Origin of the sequence: Rahnella sikkimica, assembly GCF_002951615.1 — a bacterium.
Lineage (GTDB): Bacteria > Pseudomonadota > Gammaproteobacteria > Enterobacterales > Enterobacteriaceae > Rahnella > Rahnella sikkimica.
Window position 1 is genome coordinate 462,323 of the sequence record NZ_CP019062.1, and the last position, 17,641, is coordinate 479,963.

The window sequence follows — 17,641 nt, forward strand, 5'->3', positions numbered from 1 at the left end:
ACGTTAAAGAGACAGAAGCGAATCATGAGTACAACGACCGAACCCGCGCTGGCGGTGAAAGCCAATACCGACGACAGCGTGATGGGGCGATATCAGAATATCGTCCGCCGCCGTCTGTTCATCATGCTGATCCTGGTGCTGGCGATTATCGTCTCACTGGTGATTGATTTCATTATGGGGCCGTCGGGGTTGTCACTCGGTACGCTGTGGAAAACGCTGTTTGACGCAGCGTCGGCGGATCCGGGCACGCGGGTGATTGTCTGGGATATCCGTATGCCTTACGCGCTGATGGCGGTGGCGGTGGGGATGTCTCTGGGTCTGGCGGGTGCAGAAATGCAAACCATCCTGAACAACCCGCTGGCCAGCCCGTTTACGCTGGGGGTTTCTTCTGCGGCGGCGTTCGGCGCGGCACTGGCTATCGTGCTCGGTATCGGTATTCCGGGGATCCCGGATCAATGGTTTATCTCCGCAAACGCCTTTATCTTTGCGCTGCTCGCCGCGCTGATGCTTGACGGCATCACCCGATGGACGCGCGTCGCCAGTTCCGGCGTGGTGCTGTTTGGTATCGCGCTGGTCTTTACCTTCAACGCACTGGTTTCACTGATGCAGTTCATCGCCACCGAAGACACCTTACAGGGCTTAGTTTTCTGGACGATGGGCAGCCTGGCGCGTGCGTCGTGGGTGAAACTGGGCGTGATGTTGCTGGCGTTTCTGATTTTACTGCCGTGGTCGATGATGAGCGCGTGGAAGCTGACTGCGCTGCGTCTGGGTGAAGATCGCGCGGTGAGTTTTGGTATCGACGTGCGCCGTTTACGTCTGGGCACGTTGCTGCGTATCAGTATTCTTTCCGCGCTGGCGGTGGCGTTTGTCGGGCCGATTGGTTTTATCGGGCTGGTCGCGCCGCACATTGCGCGCCTGATGTTCGGCGAAGATCACCGTTTCTATCTGCCGGCGAGTGCGCTGATTGGTGCGCTGGTGCTGTCGATGGCGTCGGTGGCGTCTAAAAATCTGGTGCCGGGCGTCATTATTCCGGTGGGTATCGTCACCTCGCTGGTCGGCGTGCCGTTCTTCCTCAGCATTATTCTTCGTCACAGGGGGAACGTCTGATGTCTGCGATGCTCGAAACCGATCCGCAAACGTTGCTCAATGCCGCCACGCAGGGGCTGCAAATCCGTGATTTCAACGCCGGTTATCCGAAGCGTCCTGTGATCCGCAATCTGAACGTACCGATGCTGCCGCGCGGGAAAATCACCGTGCTGCTCGGGCCGAACGGCAGCGGGAAATCCACCTTGCTGCGTTCGCTGGCCGGGCTGAACCGGGCGGAAGGGCAGTTGCTGCTCGACGGCCACGATTTAATGCCGATGCCGTTTGCCCGCCGCGCGGAGCAGGTGGTGTATCTGCCGCAGACGCTGCCCGCCGGTGTCCATCTGCATGTGCTGGAATCCATTATCGTGGCGCAGCGTGCGTCCGGCGGTAAAGGAAAAGCCTCCGAAGGTACAGACAGCGTGATGGCGCTGCTGCGCCAGCTCGGTATTGAACATCTGGCGCTGAGTTATCTGGATCAGCTTTCCGGCGGGCAGAAACAGCTGGTCGGGCTGGCGCAATCGCTGATCCGCCAGCCATCGCTGCTGCTGCTCGATGAACCGCTCAGCGCGCTCGATCTGAACTATCAGTTCCACGTGATGGATCTGGTGCGCAAGGAAACGCAAAAACGCAATATCGTGACGGTGGTGGTGGTCCATGACATCAATATCGCGCTGCGCCACGGCGACCGCGTGCTGATGCTCAAGGACGGTAATCTGATTGCTGACGGCGAGCCGGAAGCGGTGATCACCCCGGAAAGTCTCGCGCGCGTTTACGGTGTGCGCGGGAGAATTGAACGCTGCTCGCAGGGAACGCCGCAGATCCTCATCGACGGACTGGTCAGCGACCCCTCGATTTAAGTTCTGACGACATAAAAACGGGCGCCGCCAATGCAGCGGCGTCCGCCTTTCACATTGTGAGCCTGAAACTAATAAAAGCATCCTGATAAACCGGGCGGGTTTGTTCGCGCCGCGTTTACCGGTTTGACGGAATTTAATGACAACGTCCCGCACCGGCGGGGTTGTTTTATCTCATGGAGAGAAGAAATGGCTAAGGTCAAATTTACACCGGCAATCAAAGCCGGGCTGCTCGCTCAACTGTTCGCCGCCGCGTGTCCTGCGATGGCGGAAGATGTTTCTGAAGTGAAAGAAAAAGAAGACCAGATGGTGGTGACGGCTTCCGCCATCCAGCAAAACCTGAAAGATGCGCCAGCCAGTATCAGCGTCATCACCCGCGAAGATCTGCAAAAAAAACCGGTTCAGAACCTGAAAGATGTTCTGAAAGATGTGCCGGGAGTACAAATCACCAATGAAAGCGACAACCGTCAGGGCGTCAGTATCCGCGGGCTGGGCAGCGGCTACACCCTGATTCTGGTTGACGGCAAACGCGTGAATTCCCGCAACGCCGTATTCCGCCACAACGACTTCGATTTAAGCTGGATCCCGGCAGAATCAATCGAACGTATCGAAGTGGTGCGCGGGCCGATGTCCTCACTTTATGGTTCCGATGCGCTGGGCGGCGTGGTTAACATCATCACACGAAAAGTCGGCACCGCGTGGCACGGCACATTGAGCGCGGACACCACGGTTCAGGAGCACCGCGATCGCGGCGACAGCGGCAACGGAAATTTCTTCGCCAGCGGTCCGCTGGTTGACGATCTGCTCGGCGTAAAAGTCTACGGCGCGCTGGGTAAACGTGAGAAAGATCAGGCCAGTTCCGCCAGCGGCAGCACCAGCCAGCCACGCATTGAAGGCTACACGTCGCGTAACGCTAATGTGGAATTCTCACTGACGCCAACCGAAGATCAGGATATGACGTTCGGTTACGGAATGGATCGTCAGGACAGAGATTCCGACACGCTGGATAAAAACCGTATTGAGCGCGAAAACTACTCGGTAGGCCACAACGGACGTTGGGGGCTGGCGAATACTGAACTGCGTTTCTACGGTGAAAACATCGAGAACAAAAACGCCGAAACCATCACCTCGAAGAATAATTCCCTCGACGGCAAAGTCGTGATCCCGCTGGGGGATTACAACCAGTTCCTGACGTTTGGCGGCGAGTACCGTAACGATAAACTCGAAGACGGCGTGAACATGAAAAATGGCGGCAGCACGCAGGCCAACCAGTACGCACTGTTCCTCGAAGACGAATGGCGTATTTTCGAAAGCCTCGCGCTGACCGGCGGCGTGCGCATGGACGACCACGAAAACTACGGCGTCAACTGGAGCCCGCGTGCGTATCTGGTCTACAACGCCACCGACACCGTCACTCTGAAGGGCGGCTGGGCATCGGCCTTCAAAGCGCCGTCCCTGTTACAGCTCAGCCCGGACTGGCAAAGTACTTCCTGCCGCGGCAGCTGTAATGTGGTGGGCAGCAAAGACCTGAAAGCAGAAACCAGCGAAAGCGTGGAATTCGGCATGTACTACGCCGGGCAGGAAGGCTGGCTGGAAGATGTGAGCGCCAGCGCCACGGTATTCCAGAACGACATCGACGACATGATCACCGTCATCCGCACCGCCAACCGTAATCTGGCACCGACCTACGCGAACTTTGCCGGTTTTGACGCCAGCGGCAACCCGATCTTCCGTTATTACAACGTCAATAAAGCCCGCATCCGGGGTCTGGAAACCGAAGTCAGCCTGCCGGTCACCGACGTGCTGAATCTGAAGCTGAACTACACCTACAACGACGCGCGCGACCTGAGCAACGGCGGAAATAAACCGTTGTCCGAACTGCCGTTCCATACCAGTAACGCCACGCTGGACTGGAAACCGTGGGACGCCTGGAGTTTCTACGTTTCCGCCAACTACAAAGGCCAAAGCCGCACCGTCACCGACGGCAACGCCACGCCGGGCGGATACACCATCTGGAACACCGGGGGTTCGTATCAGGTGAATAAAGCCGTGAAACTGCGGGCCGGGGTGCTGAACCTGACGGATAAAGACCTGAACCGGGATGACTACAGTTATAACGAGGACGGACGCCGGTACTTTGCGGCGATCGACTATAGTTTCTGATTGCAGCGAGGCCGCTGCAAAAGCGGCTTTTTTCTCGCTTGCAGCGAGGGTTAACCGGGATAATTTCGGTTTGTCGCTGGCCGCGAAGACTCTGAGGCTCTGACCGAGAAGGTTTCGGTTTTTCAATTGTAGTGATCGCTCAGCGGCTCGCGCCGAAACCGACCAGAGAGGGCCAGGACGGCCCCTCTCTGGACTCACCGCGTCTTTTTAAAACAAGCGCTTTCGCTGGCTGGCACTGTTTCAGGTGCCACAGTTATTGCCGCGAAAACTTGCCGCTGCGCGGTTCCCTTTCTCGGTTTCGAGCCATTGATCTCGAAACACTTCGTTCGGCAAGCTTTCTGAAAGCGGCTTGAGGCTTTTTCACCCTATTACAGTGGTTTGGTTTGCTCCTCCCCCTGCGAAGGGGGAGGCCGGGAGGGGGTTTAGCAGGCAACTGAGTTGCGAAAACCAACACCCCATCCCGACCTTCCCCTCGTGAGAGGTGAAGGAGCAAATCAAAATCAGCCAGCATGAATCTTTTGAATGACATAGCCATAGGCCGCTTTCAAAACGACGTTGAGTGAGAGGTGAGAAACAGCGAGAGTCTTTTTCCGAGCAGGTTCGAACCCGAAGCGAAAGGACCGCGTAGCGGCGGCGTTTGCGGCAATAGCAGGAGTTTCTGAAACATAGCCAGCGAGCGAAAGCGCTTGTTGAAAAAAGCGTGGGAGATCAAAGAGGGAGGCGCTTTCCTCCCTCTTTGGCGGTTTCGGTGCAGTGCGTCAAGTGATCACTGCTCGCGAGAAACCGAAATCTTCTCGTTCAGCCCTTCACTGCCAGCGATAATCCAAAACCCGCTCCGGTGTAACCGGAAAAGTTTGCCAGCTTTCTAAAAGCGATCACTTCCCACTCCACGCCTTCAGATTCTGCTCTCTGACTGACAGTTTCGCTTCCGGCGACAACTTATTGTAATCCTTCGCCAGACCGCTCTCCCAGTCACCGTACAGCGGGTTCGGCAGAACGATATATTGGGTGCCGAACTGCTGATGGTTCTGGTTTACGAAGGCGCGGCGCTGATCGTTGTTCTGATGATAAGTGGCGGAACCGAAGTCATTCAGATTGTCGCCCACGTACAGGACAACGTGGTAACCGGCGGCTTTGACGGCGTCAAAACGCACTTGTTTGTTGGAGGTGTCGGAGCTCAGTAACACCGTTTTGTCATTCGCGCCGGTGAAGCCCAGGCGGTTCATGTTATCGACGGTGGCGGCGTATTCGCTGGTTTTACGGTTTGACACGTAGAACATCGTGCCGCCGTGGGTATTCACGTAATTAGCGAATTCAACCGCACCCGGAACCGCTGCGGCCTGACGGGCTGCCGTCCATTGTGACCAGGTTTTGCTGTCGAACGGTTTGTTCGCTTTGACCTGCCACGCGCTGTAAGCGCTGTTATCAAGCATAGTTTCATCAAGATCGACGATAACGGCTTTCTTCTGTCCTGCCAGCGGTTGTGCATTGTCAAACGCCATTTTGGCCGTGTTGAATGCCTGATACGCCAGTGCCTGATACTCACCGGATTGCTGGAACCAGTTCAGCGCCATCACCGATTGGTCGTTCAGCTTCTGCTGGGCATCCGGCTTTTGTTGCGCGCAGCCACTGAGAGCCAGCATGATCAACGCACTGGTAGTGCAAAGCGAAATTTTGTTCATTTGTCATCCCTATGCTTGTTAAGAAAGATTCGCATTTATGAAAATCGTTAAAACTGTAGCAGATTCAGCGGGGTGTGAAAGGATAAATGATGAATTACGCGAGATATGCCGGGGAATTGCAGAAATGAAAAAGCCGGAGGGTGAGTCCGGCCGAAAAAAATCAAAGACAGAGAAATAACAATGAGGGAGGGTATTTGACTTAAATCAGAACTGATAAACCAGGCCGACAGCCGTTACGTCGTCGTTATTCAGAGCCAATTTGTTGTCATCAGACAGTTGGTTGATTTTATAATCAACATACGCAGACATATTTTTGTTGAAATAATAGGTTGCTCCGACGTCAACATATTTAACCAGGTCTGCATCACCGACGTTTTCAATATCTTTCGCTTTGGTCTGAACATAACCCAGGGATGGACGCAGGCCATTTTCAAACTGATATTGTGCAACAGCTTCGAAGGTTTGGGTTTTATTCGCAAAACCGCTGCCAGCTGTCGCACCAGTAATACCACCAGGCACGGTAATGGCGATCATATTACGGGTTTCAGCATACATAGCGGCTAAATAAACACCGTTTGCATCGTATTTCATGCCGCCGGTCCAGGCGTCAGCTTTATCGCCTTTACCGTAGGTGGACTTGCTCTGGCCGGTTGTACGGTCAGAAGAGGCGAATGCGCCGCCGAAGCTCACGCCGGTATCACCCAGTGCGTAAGTGGTCGACAGGGCATAACCGTCACCGTTCGCGGTGCTGCTGCTGCGGCTGTCATTTTCGTTTTTACCCTGGTACTGAACGGCAACGTTCAGACCATCGACCATGCCGAAGAAGCCACGGTTACGGTAGGTTGCGACGCCGTTAGTACGGCCTGTCATGAAGCGGTCAGCTTTGGTGTAACCGTCGCCACCGAACTCAGGGAACATATCGGTCCAGGCTTCTACGTCGTACAGTGCGCCGTAGTTACGGCCATAGTCGACAGAGCCATATTTGCCGAATTTCAAACCGGCAAAGCCCAGACGGGTTTTAGTGCCGGTGGTGCTTGGGGTTTTGCTGTCGGATTCCGCGTGGTTAGCCATCACGTTGTATTCCCACTGGCCGTAACCGGTGATCAAATCATTAATTTGTGTCTGGCCTTTAAAACCGAAACGAACGTAACTCTGGTCACCATCACTGCCGGGTGCGTCAGAGAAATAATGCAGCCCTTTAACTTTACCGTACAGATCCAGTTTATTGCCGTCTTTATTATAAACTTCTGCTGCGTGAGCTCCTGATGCAATCAGTAAACCAGGAATTAAAAGTGCCAGAATATTACGTTTCATGAATTTGTACCCTGCATTTTTTTATTAAAAGCTTTTCGTGAAAGCTTTATATGAAGTCTTGTGGAAAGACGCTAATCATCACTTTTGCTATTCATTCCGTGCTGGTGGGGAATTTTCTTAGCGAGGATTTTTTACCGCAGATTTGTGATCAATTTATGACAATCAGAAATGAACTTTTCTTTTTTTTACAAGTCCTCCACTTTTTATGCTCAATCTGAAGGCGTATTTCGTCGCGATTTCGGGCTGCGTCAAAGGCGGGTCTGTGTGACAATAGACCCCAACATTCCTGTCCCGACGTACAAAAAAAGAGATGCATGGCGCTTTCCCCCGCAGTAAAAAATCAGATAAGCCAGTGGTATAAAGCCCTGCAACAGCAAATCCCGGATTTCATTCCCCGTGCTCCGCAACGCGAGATGATTGCGGAGGTGGCGAAAGTGTTTTCCGGGGATTCCGGACGGCATCTGGCCATCGAGGCACCCACCGGTGTCGGGAAAACGCTGTCTTATCTGATCCCCGGCATCGCCGTCAGCCGCGAAGAAGAAAAGCCGCTGATTGTCAGCACGGCCAACGTGGCGTTGCAGGATCAGATTTTCAGTAAAGATTTACCGCTGCTGAAAAAAATCATCCCCGACCTGAAATTTACCGGCGCTTTCGGACGCGGGCGCTATGTCTGCCCGCGCAATCTGGCCGCAATGAGCAATGAAAATGCGCAGGGCGATCTGGGGTTATTTCTCGGCGATGAACTTGCGCCTTCCAGCGGTGAAGAGCAGAAACTGTGTAAAACGCTGGAAACCGCACTCTCGCGCTACGAGTGGGACGGTTTACGCGATCACTACCAGAAAACTATCGATGATCCGTTGTGGATTAAAATCAGCACCGACAAAGCCAACTGCCTGAGCCGTAACTGTCACTATTTTCGCGAATGCCCGTATTTTGTGGCACGCAAAGAGATTGAGAGCGCCGATGTGGTCGTCACCAACCACGCGCTGGTGATGGCCGCGCTGGAATCTGAATCCGTGCTTCCGCCCGCCAAAGATTTGCTGCTGGTGCTCGATGAAGGCCATCATTTGCCGGAAGTGGCGCGCGATGCGCTGGAAGTGGATGCAGAAATCACGGCCGTCTGGAACCACCTGCAACTGGACAATTTTGTGCGTCAGATTGAGCAATGTCTGGCGCTGTTTACCCCGAAAAATCCGCCGCCGCTGACCCATCCCGAACGCCTGCAAAACCACTGCGCGGAGATGCGTGAACTGCTGCTGCTGATTGAACAATCGGTGAGCCAGTATTTACCGCCTGACCAGCCGGAAGCGGAGTACCGTTTTGAGCTGGGGACGTTGCCGCCTGAGCTGACCGAACAATGCAGCCGCCTGTTTAAGCTGACCGACGGATTGCGCAGTCTGGCGGAATTCATGGTGAACGATCTCAGCGAAAAAACCGGCAAGCACGACATCATGCGTCTGCACCGGGCGATTTTGCACATGAGCCGTATGCAGGGTTATCTCGAAACCATGAGCAAATTGTGGCGGCTGGCGGCGCTGGATAAAGCGTCGAATGCGCCGATCGGCAAGTGGGTGACGCGTACGTATTTTGATAACCAGACGCATCTGGTGTTTCACTGTGCGGGTATTCGCGTTAGCGAACAGCTGGAAAAAATGCTGTGGCGCAAAGTGCCGCATGTCGTTGTCACCTCCGCGACGCTGCGTTCGCTCAACAGTTTTTCACGTATTCAGGAAATGAGCGGGCTGAGTGAAAAGGCGGGCGACCGTTTTGTCAGCCTGGATTCACCGTTTAACCACGTGACGCAGGGCAAACTGGTGATCCCGCAAATGACACTTGAACCGGTTCTGGCGAACGAAGCGGCGCATTTGCAGGAAATGGCGGATTTCTTCCGCACGGAGCTGGCGAAAGGGAAACATACCGGGCAGCTGGTGTTATTCGCCAGTAACCGCGCCTTGCAGCAATTTGTCTCCTTGCTGCCGGATCTGCGTCTGATGCTGCTGGTACAAGGCGATCAGCCGCGCTATCGTCTGGTCGAGGAACATCGGAAACGTGTTTCTGCGGGTACCACCAGCGTGCTGATTGGCCTGCAATCCTTCGCGGAAGGGTTAGATTTAAAAGGCGAACTGCTGACGCAGGTACATATTCATAAAATCGCCTTCCCGCCGGTGGACAGCCCGGTGATCCTGACGGAAGGCGAATGGCTGAAAACGCTGAAGCGTTATCCGTTTGAGGTGCAAAGCCTGCCGAGCGCATCTTTTAACCTGATCCAGCAGGTCGGGCGATTGATCCGCAGCCATGAATGTACGGGCGAAATCGTGATTTATGACCGGCGCTTGCTGACCAAAAGCTACGGTTCGCGCCTGCTGGCGGCTTTGCCGGTGTTCCCGATTGAGCAACCTGAAATGCCCGCGCCGGGGTCGGTGAAGCGTCCGGATCTCCTTAAAACCGCGAAAAAAGAGCCCGCTCGTCGCCGCACGCGCCGCCGGTGACTTTTATTGCAAAATATTGATTACCCTGAATAAGCAATTGAACCCATAAGGTAACGGTACGATGGATTACACCAAACTCATCAAAGAAGTCGGACGCGGAAAAAACCATGCCCGCGATCTGGACCGGGAGCAGTCGCACGCGCTGTATCGTGAAATCCTCGCCGGTGACGTACCTGATTTACAGCTCGGCGCGTTGCTGATTGCCTTCCGCATCAAAGGCGAAGCCGAGGAAGAAATGCTCGGTTTTTACAGCGCAATGGAAGAGTGTGTGATGCGTCTTCAGGCACCGGCGAATCGCCCGCTTCCGGTGGTGATCCCGACCTATAACGGCGCACGCAAACAGGCGAACCTCACGCCGCTGCTGGCGATTTTGCTCAGCCGTCTGGGTTTACCTGTGCTGGTTCACGGCGTAGATGAAGACCCGACGCGTATCACCAGCGCCGAGATTTTCCGCGCGCTGGGCATCGACGCCGCCCAATCTCAGGAGCAGGCGCAGCAACAACTCGACGCAGGGAACGCACCGGTTTTTGTGCCGGTTTCCGTTCTGTGTCCGCCTATTGAAAAACAGCTGGCCCTGCGCTGGCAGATGGGCGTGCGAAACAGCAGCCATACGCTGGCAAAACTTATCACGCCATTTGTCGGTCAGGATTCGCTGCGCTTAGCCAGTGTTTCACACCCGGAATATGTGCAGCGCGTTTCCTCCTTTTTCCGCCAGATCGACGGTCGCGGTCTGCTCACGCAGGGAACCGAAGGCGAAGTGTACGCTAACCCGCAGCGCTTCCCGCAGACGCACTTTATCGCCGGTGGCGAACAAAGTGTTCTGGCAGAAAAACAGGAATTTGCTGATGCCGATATTCCGGCCTCGAAAGACGTCGCGGCAACCGTGGCATTTATTCAGGGATGTCTGAATGGCGAACGTGCAATCCCGCAGGCGATCCTGAATCAGCTGGCGTGTTGCCTGGTGGGGAGTTGCGTATCGGGGGATTTGGCGGAAGCGCTGATGATCGTCGAACAGGTGTTTTGATGATGCCAGACCGGGCATCAATTCAGGCGGTTTGATTTGCGCCTTCCCCTCTCACGAGGGGAAGGACGGGATGGGGTGTTGCTTTTAGCGACTCAGTTGCCTGCTAAACCCCCTCCCAACCTCCCCCTTCGCAGGGGGAGGAGCAAACTAATCCACTGTTATATAATGGAAAATCACTTTCCTCTCTGCTCGGTTTCCCCGCTCGCCGCCATTGAAAAACCGAAATTTACTCGTTCTTAGAAAGCCTGCTGTAAGCGCCAAAAACCGAACAGGGTATTCGGTTTAATACCCGGAAACTCCTCTTACCCTGTTCAAATGTGTGGTTAAAAGCTAAAATAGAGCATGTGTGAAATTTATTTCATGATTTTAATGGCTTTTTTAAAAGCATAACCTGAGGTTTTAGTTATGGAAACATTACCAAGTTGCCCGACATGTAAATCTGAATTCACCTGGCAGGACGGTGAAATGCTCAATTGCCCTGAATGTGGGCATGTCTGGGCGCTGGCCGGCGATGCCGCGGGTGATGACGATACGCTGAAGGTTGTCGATGCCAACGGGAATCTGCTGGCGGATGGTGATTCCGTTACAGTAATCAAAGACCTGAAAGTGAAAGGCAGCTCTTCCATGCTGAAGATCGGCACCAAAGTGAAAGGCATCCGTCTGGTCGAAGGCGATCACAATATTGACTGCAAAATTGACGGTTTTGGACAGATGAAACTCAAATCTGAGTTCGTTAAGAAAAACTAATCCCAAATTCTGAAGCCTGCCTTCATTAAGCGGTTTTGCCATATCGACAGAACCGCTGACTGAACATACACTCAATGTAAAATCTCTTTAACATTCAGCAGAGAAGATTACATGAAACAGGCTCAGGACTATTTTAACGCCCTCAATCACGACTACCTCGAAGTCCACCGGAACAAAGAAAATCTGTTCTGGCAAAACTATATGGGCACCGGCGATGAAAATGTCTCCAGTGCTTTCTCCGCTGCCGAAACGGCTTATAAACGTTTTATCTCCGAACCAACCCGTCCTGCGGAACTGCGTGAGGCCATCGCACGTCTCGAAAAACAAACGCCGGATGCAGAACGTGATGCGCTGCTGCACGGCCTTCGCGGCTGGCTGAGTTTCTTCGACTGCAACGTTATCGAAGACCCTGAAGCGCTGGCGCTGCTTGATGAAATCATTCAGGCGGAATCCGTTCTGTTTGGTAAACGTAAGCAGTACCGCATGACGCACATCAACAGCAAAGGCGAGCGCGTCAATGCTTCGCTGGGCGAGCTGCTGACCAATCAGGCGAACAACGAAAACGAGGCGTACCGCCGCAGTTCGCAAAACGCTTTGCGTGAGCTGGAAGAGTGGCTGCTGCATAACGGTTTGCCACAACTGGTAAGCCTGCGTAACCGCTTTGCGCGTCAGCTCGGCTATCGCAATTACTTTGATTACAAAGTGAATAAAACCGAGCGCATGTCGCCGGAACAGTTATTCGCCATCCTCGACCGGTTCGAAGAGCAGACGCGCGAGAGCAATACGCGCAGCCTGAATGAGCTGGTTGCCCGCGAAGGCGACGCCGCATTGCTGCCGTGGAATATCCGCTTCGCCAGCGCCGGTGACGTGACCCGTCAGCTGGATCCGTATTTCCCGTTTGCCGATTCCCTGCGCCGCTGGATTGACAGCTTCAAGCGCCTGAATATCGGTTTTAACGGCGCAGAAATGCAGCTGGATTTGCTGGTGCGCGAAGGCAAATACGAGAATGGTTTTATGCACGGGCCGGTGCCGCCGTTTTATGATAACGGCGAATGGATCCCTGCGGTGATCAACTTCACCAGTCTGGCAAAACCGGATCAGATCGGCAGCGGCGCAAGCGGCCTGAATACGCTGTTCCACGAAGGCGGCCACGCGGCGCACTTTGCCAACATCCGCCAGAATGCGCCGTGCTTCTCACAGGAATTCCCGCCGACGTCCATGGCATACGCCGAAACGCAGTCGATGTTCTGCGACAGCCTGCTCGAAGACGCGGACTGGCTGAAACGTTATGCGAAAAATACGGCGGGTGAGCCGGTGCCGGATGAACTGATCCACGCCAGTATCGAAGCCCGCCAGCCGATGCGTTCTTTCAATGAGCGTCACATTCTGCTGGTGCCTTATTTCGAGTGGCAGCTTTATCAGTGGCCGGATGAAAAACGCACGCCGGAAGCCATGATTGCGCTGGCGCGTGACGTCGAAACCCATATTCTCGGCGTTACCGGCAGCCCGCGTCCGACGCTGGCTATTCCGCATTTGTTGTCGATGGAATCCGCCTGTTCATATCAGGGTTACCTGCTGGCGCTGATGGCGGTTGAACAAACGCGTGCGTTCTTCCTCAAGCGTGACGGCTATCTGACCGATAACCCGGCGATTGGCCCTGATCTGGCAAAACATTACTGGACGCCGGGCAACAGCGTCAGCCACGACGATACCTTGCGCAGCCTGACCGGCGAAGGCTTCAACCCGGACTATCTGGCGCAGGCATGCAATCAGACGGTAGACGCCGCGTGGGAAGATGCGCAGCGCACAATTGCAGGTGCTTCTGCGCGCGAACAGCCGGAAGCGGATTTCGATCTCAGCGTGCATATTCGCGTGGTAGACGGGAAACGTATCCTGGCGGACAGCGCCGACGGCGATGAGGCGATGTGTCAGGATTTCGCAGATTTTGTCGATCAGAATTACGGGTCGAAATAACCGTGTCGTAACGTAAAAAACCGCCATCCGGTGCTGAACCGGTGGCGGTTTTTTTATGGCTTAAATCAGCGGTTATTTGCGGGCGTCGGGGCGTATTAAATCGAACCGCAAATCTTCAGAAATACCGTAATACGCAGAAGGGCCGCCTGCGCGGAGAACCGGCTCGGCGAGGGCGGTCTGATAAACGCCGTCAACCAGCAGATGCGGCGCGATATGCACCGCCACGACTTCGCCCAGCACCAGCCAGGTATCAATTTTGCCGCCTGCGGCGGTTTCGAGCTGAATACACTGTGTCAGCTTACATTCAAAGTTGACCGGGCTTTCCAGCACGCGATCGGCCGCAACAATCTTACCTGGCTCAGGCGTCAGCCCTGCAAACGCAAATTCATCTTCGCCGCGTTCCAGCGTGGCCGAGCTTTCATTCATTTTGACCGCCAGTGAACGCGTGGTCAGATTCCAGACAAACTCGCCGGTTTCAACAATATTTGCCACGCTGTCTTTCCAGCCGCTGCTGGCGAAACCAATGATCGGTGGGCGATAATTGAAACAGTTAAAGAAGCTGTAAGGCGCCAGATTTCGCTGACCGGCGGCATTGCGCGAGGAGATCCAGCCAATCGGACGCGGGCCGACAATGGCGTTTAACGGGTCATGCGGCAGGCCGTGACCGCTGGCGGGTTCGTAGTAATAACGATCATCAACGCTCATGATATTCCTCAGTTAAAAGATTCATCAAAACTCTGATTCGTACATTACCCGTTTTAAACGGGCACTGAACGTTTTTATGTGCCCGGATGCGCGCGGCAGGCCGCCCCGGTTTGTGGTATCTTGTGCGCCATTCATGAAGATCAACGCCACATCGCATGCTGTATGCGTCGCGCAACACGTTTCGGAGAGTCACTCAGGTGGAAAAAAAGAAAGTCTTCCCTCAGGAAAAAAGCGGTCTTCACCCGCGAAATCGTCATCGCAGCCGCTATGATTTCCCGGCCCTGATTGCCAGCAGCCCGGAACTCGCACCGTTCGTTACTGAGAATAAATGGGGCGATTTGTCTGTTGATTTCGCCAATCATCAGGCCGTGAAAGCCCTGAACCGTGCTTTGCTGCGCGATTGCTATCAGATTGAAAACTGGGATATTCCGGCGGATTATCTTTGCCCGCCCATTCCGGGACGCGCGGATTATGTTCACCATCTGGCCGATTTGCTGGCCAGCAGCAACAACGGCAATATCCCGCAAGGTAAAGACATTTCTGTGCTGGATATCGGCGTAGGCGCGAACTGTATTTATCCGATTATCGGCCTGCGTGAATATGGCTGGCGTTTCACTGCCAGTGAGATTGACCCGGTGTCGATGGCTGCCGCGAAGAAAATCGTTGCGACTAACCCGCAGCTGACCAATCAGGTACGTTTCCGCTTGCAGGCGAAACCGCCGCGCATTCTCGACACCATTATTCGCAACGATGAACGTTACGATGCCGTGCTGTGTAACCCGCCGTTCCATGCGTCGGCGGCGGATGCCGCTTCCGGCAGCCAGCGTAAACGTCAGAATCTGGGACTGGATCGTCGCCCAGGCAACGCAGAGCTGAACTTCGGTGGTCAGCACAACGAACTGTGGTGTGAAGGCGGCGAAGAAGCGTTTGTTGTCCGCATGGCGGAAGAAAGCGCCGGTAAAGCGCAGAACTGTTTCTGGTACACCGTGCTGGTGTCTAAAAAAACAACACTTCCGCTACTGTATGACGCGCTCAATGAAGAAGGTGTGACGGATATCCGCACCATCGAAATGACGCAGGGGAATAAAATCAGCCGCTTCGTCGCCTGGACCTTCCTGACGCCATCACAGCAAAAAAGTTGGGCAATTAAGCGCTGGTCAGTCTGATCACGTTGTAATTCTGTCTGTTCCAGCCTGTTATTCTGATGACAAACAGGCTGGAAAAAATACTCCTGCCTGACCTTTCTTTTTCATTGGATTAAATTATGCTTAATTCACTATAAGAAAGTTGATTAATTATCATGATAATCATTTATCGCGTGATTTTATTTTCATCACGTTTTGTTCTGTTTCAGCAAACCTTTCTAAAACCCGCCCAGGGGTCAGACTAATGTTCTGTGGATTAGGGTTATTTAACCCATAGCCCACAGGTATTAGCACGTGTGTGTTTTTAAATTAATTGCGATCACGCATTAATTCACGTTATCAGCCACAGGGTGTCTGTCCTATGCAATTATTTTCTCATCAGTTTAGTACCGCATGGCGTGATAAATTTGCAGCACTTCAGGACGCTGTTCCGATGATTGTCTTCACGCCAGACGGCGTGGTGCTTGAGGTTAATGACCTGTTCCTTAAAGGCATGGGCTACAGCAGGCAGGAAGTCGTCGGCCAGCCACACCGGATTTTCTGCACGCCAGAGTTCGTGGCCAGCGATGCCTATCGCTTGCATTGGGAAGGTTTGCGGCAGGGAAGATCTATCAGCGGGAATATTAAACGCGTCCACAAAAACGGAAGTTTAATCTGGCTTGAAGCTACGTATGTTCCGGTCAAAAATAAACAAGGCAAAGTCACTGAAATAATTAAAATTGCCAGTGATGTCTCTGAGAGAATTACAGAATCGCACGAACATCAGGGGATTTTACAAGCGCTTGAACGCTCAATGGCGCTGATTACCTTTACGCCCGACGGTCATGTTATTTCTGCAAACAATAACTTTTTGAAAGTCATGGGTTATTCTCTGCAACAAATTAAAGGCCACCCTCACGCCATGTTTTGTCTGCCGAAGTTCGGTGATTCCCATGAATATAAAAATCACTGGCAGCGGCTACGTAACGGCGAGTTTATCCTCGGACGTTTTGAACGGATGAACGGTCGTGGTCAGGCGATCTGGCTGGAAGCCAGCTACAACCCGGTCATGGACGATGACGGCAACGTGCTGAAAATCGTCAAAATCGCCCAGGATATTACCAGCCAGATGGCGCAGCAGCGTCAGCAGGAAAGCATGATGACGCACGTCCATGAGCTGTCGCTGAACACGGACAAAACGGCGGCGGAAGGGGTCACTATCGTCCAGAAAGCGGTGGAGGATATGCAGGAAGTCGAAGCGCTGGCGCGCCGCACGTCGGACATTATCGGTCAGCTCGGGCAAACCTCTGAACGGATTGGTGAGATGGTGGATACCATCCGGCGCATCTCGTCGCAGACCAATTTACTGGCAATTAATGCCACCATCGAAGCCGCCCACGCGGGCGAACAGGGCAGGGGATTTGCCGTGGTCGCCGGTGAAGTGCGTTCGCTGGCAGATCAGTCCCGCAAAGCCGCTGTTGAAATTGACCAGCTGACGCAAAACATCCGCGACGGCGTGATGGCGGCAATAGATGGCATGGGAAATTGCGTTAACCGCGCGGGCGGGGGTGTCGCGCTGAGCCGCAATGCGGGAGATGTCATTAACCAGGTTAATATTGGGATGCAGGATCTGGTCCGAATGATGGCGGAGTTTTCGGCTATCGCCGGGGAGCGGGGGCAAACGAGGCATTAATCTTTTGATGCCATACCGGGCATCAGGCGGTGCTAAAACCTCCGGGGTGCCATCCACACCGGCTTTTTACTGCAGACCGGGAAAGTTTCGGTTTTTCATTAGCGGTGATCGCTCAGCTGTTGTCGCCAAAACCGACGAGAGAGGAAAGTGCTTTTCCTCTCTCGACTCTCCTCGCTTTTTTTACTGCGCGCTATCGCTGGCAGGCTATGTTTCAGGAACTCCGGCTAGTGCCGCAAACGCCGCCGCTGCGCGGTGCTCTCATTTCAGGTTCAAACCTGCTCGGAAAAGACTCTCGCCGTTTCTCACCGTTCATTCGACGTCGCTTTGAAAGCGGCCAATAGCTTTTTCAATTCAAAAACGGTCTGGTTTTATCTTTAAGAAAGGTAAGCTGGCGCGCTCAGAAATTTTGCTGGCCGAGGGGGCGAGCCGCAGGTCTCGAAGCCGCTCCGTTCAGCAGGATTTTGAGCGCGCCATCTCACTTTTTTAAAAGATTTAAACCCGTCTGCATTTGAATTTAGATAAGCCAGTGGCCGCTTTCAAAAATTACGCCGAAGCGAGAGGTGAAAAACCGAGAGTGTTTTTACGAGGTTTGTAACGCGAGTGTAGGGCACCGCGCAGCGGCGGGATTTTGCGGCATTAGCAGGAGTTTCTAAAACATAGCCAGCAAGCGAAGCGCTTGTTGAAAAAGCGGGGAGGAATCCAAAGGAGGGAAAGCACTTACCTCCTTTGGTCGGTTTCGGCGCAGCGAGTTAAGCGATCACCGCCATTGAGAAACCGAAATATTCT

Annotated in this window: 13 protein-coding genes; 10 read left to right on the forward strand and 3 right to left on the reverse strand. The window is 53.8% G+C overall.

The genetic code is table 11. From position 1 onward, the window contains the following. Window positions 1-24: 24 nt before the first annotated feature. The 3 genes from BV494_RS02100 (at window position 25) to cirA (ending at window position 4,103) form a co-directional block, all read left to right on the forward strand. The gene (locus tag BV494_RS02100; RefSeq protein ID WP_104921352.1) at window positions 25-1,107 is read left to right on the forward strand and encodes a FecCD family ABC transporter permease; all 1,083 of its coding nucleotides are present in this window, start codon (window positions 25-27) and stop codon (window positions 1,105-1,107) included. Next, entirely contained in the window at window positions 1,107-1,943 is an 837-nt protein-coding gene (locus BV494_RS02105) for an ABC transporter ATP-binding protein (RefSeq protein WP_104921353.1), read from the forward strand. Before BV494_RS02100 ends, BV494_RS02105 begins: the two co-directional genes overlap by 1 nt. Window positions 1,944-2,129: 186 nt before the next feature. Then, window positions 2,130-4,103 (forward strand): catecholate siderophore receptor CirA, encoded by a 1,974-nt coding sequence (gene cirA / locus BV494_RS02110; protein WP_104921354.1) that lies wholly within the window; start codon window positions 2,130-2,132, stop codon window positions 4,101-4,103. An 875-nt stretch (window positions 4,104-4,978) separates the two neighbouring features. Here the strand turns inward: cirA and BV494_RS02115 are convergent. Then, window positions 4,979-5,785: a 5'-nucleotidase, lipoprotein e(P4) family gene (locus BV494_RS02115; protein ID WP_104921355.1), complete on the reverse strand. Its 807-nt coding sequence runs from the start codon at window positions 5,783-5,785 to the stop codon at window positions 4,979-4,981. A gap of 37 nt (window positions 5,786-5,822) precedes the next feature. Here BV494_RS02115 and BV494_RS25675 point away from each other — a divergent pair, with 37 nt between their 5' ends. After that, entirely contained in the window at window positions 5,823-5,963 is a 141-nt protein-coding gene (locus BV494_RS25675; RefSeq protein WP_192938059.1) for a hypothetical protein, read from the forward strand. 26 nt (window positions 5,964-5,989) lie between these two features. Here the strand turns inward: BV494_RS25675 and BV494_RS02120 are convergent, their stop codons facing one another. Further along, on the reverse strand, window positions 5,990-7,099 hold the full coding sequence (locus BV494_RS02120) for a porin (protein WP_104921356.1): 1,110 nt from the start codon (window positions 7,097-7,099) through the stop codon (window positions 5,990-5,992). A gap of 314 nt (window positions 7,100-7,413) precedes the next feature. Between BV494_RS02120 and dinG the strand changes: the two genes are divergently transcribed. The 4 genes from dinG (at window position 7,414) to BV494_RS02140 (ending at window position 13,333) form a co-directional block, all read left to right on the forward strand. Continuing rightward, the gene (dinG, locus tag BV494_RS02125) at window positions 7,414-9,588 is read left to right on the forward strand and encodes an ATP-dependent DNA helicase DinG (protein WP_104921357.1); all 2,175 of its coding nucleotides are present in this window, start codon (window positions 7,414-7,416) and stop codon (window positions 9,586-9,588) included. 61 nt (window positions 9,589-9,649) lie between these two features. Continuing rightward, entirely contained in the window at window positions 9,650-10,612 is a 963-nt protein-coding gene (gene ybiB, locus BV494_RS02130; protein WP_104921358.1) for a DNA-binding protein YbiB, read from the forward strand. Window positions 10,613-11,017: 405 nt separating this feature from the next. Then, window positions 11,018-11,359, forward strand: a complete 342-nt coding sequence (locus BV494_RS02135; protein ID WP_104921359.1) for a zinc ribbon domain-containing protein YjdM — start codon at window positions 11,018-11,020, stop codon at window positions 11,357-11,359. Between the two features lie 111 nt (window positions 11,360-11,470). Continuing rightward, entirely contained in the window at window positions 11,471-13,333 is a 1,863-nt protein-coding gene (locus BV494_RS02140; RefSeq protein WP_104921360.1) for a M3 family metallopeptidase, read from the forward strand. A 72-nt stretch (window positions 13,334-13,405) separates the two neighbouring features. Here BV494_RS02140 and BV494_RS02145 read toward each other — a convergent pair whose 3' ends face one another. Next, window positions 13,406-14,038 (reverse strand): flavin reductase family protein, encoded by a 633-nt coding sequence (locus tag BV494_RS02145; RefSeq protein ID WP_104921361.1) that lies wholly within the window; start codon window positions 14,036-14,038, stop codon window positions 13,406-13,408. A 197-nt stretch (window positions 14,039-14,235) separates the two neighbouring features. Here BV494_RS02145 and rlmF point away from each other — a divergent pair, with 197 nt between their 5' ends. Together rlmF and BV494_RS02155 are read left to right on the forward strand one after the other, a co-directional pair. After that, complete coding sequence (gene rlmF, locus BV494_RS02150) at window positions 14,236-15,204, forward strand: 23S rRNA (adenine(1618)-N(6))-methyltransferase RlmF (RefSeq protein WP_104921362.1); 969 nt, start codon at window positions 14,236-14,238, stop codon at window positions 15,202-15,204. A gap of 340 nt (window positions 15,205-15,544) precedes the next feature. After that, window positions 15,545-16,855: a methyl-accepting chemotaxis protein gene (locus tag BV494_RS02155; RefSeq protein ID WP_104921363.1), complete on the forward strand. Its 1,311-nt coding sequence runs from the start codon at window positions 15,545-15,547 to the stop codon at window positions 16,853-16,855. The last annotated feature ends 786 nt before the right edge of the window (window positions 16,856-17,641 follow it).